This is a genomic window from Pseudomonas sp. B6(2017) (assembly GCF_002112765.1).
Taxonomy (GTDB): Bacteria; Pseudomonadota; Gammaproteobacteria; order Pseudomonadales; family Pseudomonadaceae; genus Aquipseudomonas; species Aquipseudomonas piscis.
In genome coordinates, this window is record NZ_NEIQ01000046.1 from 1 (window position 1) to 3,922 (window position 3,922).

A 3,922-nucleotide genomic window follows, 5' to 3' on the forward strand; every position below is an offset into this window, starting at 1 on the left:
CCATACCGAGACGTCGAAGCTGAATGGGGTCTTTTGCAAGACCGTGTCGCCAGCACCCAGGGCATAAGCCTCCTGCATCCAGCACAGGCGGTTGAGCAGTGCCGAATGCCGGTTGCCGGCGCCCTTGGGCTGGCCGGTGGAGCCGGAGGTGTAGATCACGTAAGCCAGGTTCTCACCGCCCAGGGCGATCTGCGGATTTTCTTCGCTGTAACCCGCCAGGCTGGCTTCGAGCTGATCCAGGGCCAGACATTCGGCCTCACCGCCAAGTGGCAGCTGCTCCAGCAGATGCGCGTGGGTCAGCAGCAGTTTCACGCCGCTGTCTTCGAGCATGTAGGCCAGGCGTTCGCGCGGGTATTCCGGGTCCAGCGGCACATAGGCGCCACCGGCCTTGAGTACCGCCAGCAGGCCCACCACCATTTCGATCGAGCGCTCCACCGCCAGCCCCACCAGCACATCCGGGCCGACCCCGGCCTGGATCAGGCGATGGGCCAGGCGGTTGGCCCGGCGGTTGAGTTCGGCATAGCTCAGGCGCTGCTGACCAAAGACCAGGGCCGGGGCTTCGGGAGCCAGGGCCACCTGTTCCTCGATCAACTGGTGCACCTGGCGTTGCAGCGGGTAGTCACGCTCGGTGGCGTTCCATTGCTCCAGCACCTGGCGCCGCTCGGCAAGGTCGAGCATCGGCAGCTCACCCAGGCTCCGGGTACTGTCGGCCAGCATACCCAGCAGCAGGTTGGTCAGGTGCCGACCATAGGACTCCACGCTTTGCGCGGTGAAACTGGCCCGGGCGAAGCTGAATTGCAATGACAGTGTCTCGCCAAGGTCCACCAGCAGGGTCAAGGGATAGCTGGTCTGCTCGTGCGCCTGAGGCACACCAAAGCCGATACCGCTGCCGCCCTGCTCCAGCGCCTTGGATACCGGGTAGTTCTCGAACACCAGGATATTGTCGAACAGTGCTTCGCCACCCTGGCTGGCCCAGCGCTGGATGTCGTACAACGCGGTGTGTTCATGTTCGCGCAGGGCCAGGTTGCGCTCCTGCACATCCTGCAGCCACTGCGCCACCGAACGTTGGGCATCGACGGCGCAAATCACTGGCAAGGTATTGATGAACAAACCGATTTGCTGCTCGATCCCGGCCAATTCAGCCGGGCGACCGGCCACGGTGGCGCCGAAGGTCACCACCGACTGCCCGCTATGGCGTTGCAGCAGGATCAGCCAGGCTGCCTGGATCAAGGTGTTGAGGGTGACTTTCTGGCTGCGGGCGAAAGCTTCCAGGCGTCCGGTCAGCTCGGCATCCAGGGCCCAGCGGTACTCGCCATGGCCCTGTGCAGCCAAGGGCAGGTTGCTGCCCAAGCGCGTCGGTGCCGGCAACTGGCTCAACTGCTCGCGCCAGAAGGCCTCGGTCGCCTTGGCATCCCGTTGTTGCAACCAGCCGATGTAGTCGCGATAGCGGCCACTGGCCTCCGGCACCGCTACGCCGGCATAGCGTTGCAATACTTCACCAAACAACCGCGAATTGCTCCAACCGTCCATGAGGATGTGATGGTTGGTGTAGATCAGCTCATGGCGCTGCTCACCCGTACGCACCAGCAGCACTCGCACCAGGGGCGCCCGGGCCAGGTCGAAACCCTGGCGACGCTGGGCTTGCTGCAGGTTCTGCAGCTCTTGTTCGAGCTCGGGCATGGCGCGCCAATCGAGTTCTTCGATCGGCAGGCTGGCCTGGCGATAGACCACCTGGCACGGCCATTCCAGCTGGCCTTGCCAGAAGTAGCCGCTGCGCAGCACTTCCTGGGCCTGCACCGTAGCCTGCCAGGCCTGCCGGAAACGGCTCACATCCAGGTAGTCGACCGTGACCCGGATCTGGTTGATGTAATCGCCCGCCGTCTGCTCGTACAGGGTATGGAACAACATGCCCTGCTGCATTGGCGACAAGGCATAGATGTCCTCGATGTCGCTAGCCACCAGGGGCAGGGACTCGAGCTGGGGCTGGGTCAGCCTGGCCAAAGGGAAGTCCGAAGCGGTGACGCCAACGTTGCCCGGGGTGCAGCAGTGCTCCACCAGGGCCGCCAGTTCGCGGGCATAGTCCTGGCTCAACTGTTCGATCACCGCTTCATCGAACATCAGCGGGCTGAAGGTCCAGCTCATGTGCAACTCGCCGCCATATACCTGGCCGTTGAGGGTCAGCCAGTTACCCAGCGCGGCCTCGGGGCTCTGCTCGGCGCCGGTGCTTTCCGCCGCCGGGGTGAACAGGCCGTCTGGCTGGTCGAAGCTGCCATCGACCTGCCCCAGGTAGTTGAAGGTGATGCGCGGCACCGGCAACAGGCTGAAGGCCTGGCGGGTCTGCTCGTCCCCGAGGTAGCGCAAGGCACCAAAACCCAGGCCCTTGTTCGGCACAGCGCGCAGCTGCTCCTTGACCTGCTTGATCGAGCCCGCCAGGTCGGCGGCCGGGGTCAGGCGCACCGGGAACAGGCTGGTGAACCAGCCCAGGGTGCGCGTCAGGTCCAGGTCATCGAACAGCTCCTCGCGGCCGTGCCCCTCGAGCTGGACCAGGCTGGAGGCATGGCCGGTCCAGCGGCAGATCACCCGGGCCAGGGCCGTCAGCAGCAGGTCGTTGATCTGTGTCCGATAGGCCGTGGGCGCCTGCTGCAGCAGTTGCCGGGTACGCTGCGCATCGAGCTGGCTGACCAGGGTCCGGGCCAAACGGCCCGGACGAGCGCCCCGGGGATCGCGGCACGGCAATTCGGCACTCACGCCCTGCAACTGTTGCTGCCAGTAGTCTTGTTCCTGGTGCATCGCGGCGCTGCGGGCATGGGCTTGCAGGCGCTCGGCCCAGGTCTTGAACGCCGACGTCTTGGCCGGCAACCGCTGCTGGCGACCCTCGACCGACTGCTGATAAAGGTTCTGCAAATCTTCGAGGAAGATCCGCCAGGAAACGCCATCCACCACCAGGTGGTGCATGACCAGCAACAGTCGCTGGCTGCCATCGGGCAACTCAGCCAGCACCGCCCGCAACAACCGGCCCTGTTGCAGATCGAGGCTGCGCTGGGCGCGTTCGCACAGCTCTTGCAGCTCATCGGCAGTCTCCAGGCGGGCCTGCCAGAGCAAGGTCGTTGCCACAGCATCATGCCGGGCCTTCCAGCCGTCAGGCTGCGGGTTGAAGCTCAGGCGCAGCACATCGTGATGCACTACCAGCGCCTGGAGTGCCGCTTCCAACAGGTCCGCGCGCACCGGTTGGCGCGGCGTCAACAGCAAGGACTGGTTCCAGTGATGCCGATCCGGCAGGTCCATGGCGAAAAACAGCTGCTGGAAAGGCAGCAATGGTGTCTCGCCCTGCACCGGCCCCTGGTCGATCACCTGCACGGCCTGCAACTGGGCCACCCGCGCCAGGCTGCGCACGGTCTGGTGCTGGAACAACGCCTTGGGGGTGAAGTGGATCCCGGCCGCCCGGGCCCGGCTGACCACCTGGATCGAGATGATCGAATCGCCGCCACGCTCGAAGAAGTTATCGTTCAGGCCCACCTGCTCGATACCCAGCACCTCGGCCCAGATCGCGGCGATCTGCTGCTCCAAAAGACTTTGTGGAGCCTCATAGGCTTGGGCGGACTGCGCCTTGTCCGGCTTGGGCAAAGCCTTGCGGTCCAGCTTGCCGTTGGGGCTCAGCGGCATCTGCTCCAGCACCACCCACTGCGCCGGCACCATGTAGTCCGGCAGGTGCGCGGCCAGGTGGACACTCAGCACTTCGCGCCAGTCTTCGCCCGCGCCGTCCAGCACCAGGTAACCCACCAGGTGCTGGTTATCCACCGCCAGTACCGCGGCCTCACGTACCCGCTCGTGCTCCAGCAGTCGCGCTTCGATCTCGCCCAACTCGATGCGCAGGCCTCGCAGCTTGACCTGGTGGTCGATACGCCCGGCGTATTCGATCACC

Annotated in this window: 1 protein-coding gene; it reads right to left on the reverse strand. The window is 65.1% G+C overall.

Features of this window, described 5'->3' with window-relative positions; genetic code table 11:
• On the reverse strand, positions 1–3,922 hold a 3,922-nt coding region (locus tag CAG11_RS32775), incomplete at both ends, for a condensation domain-containing protein (protein ID WP_085600825.1).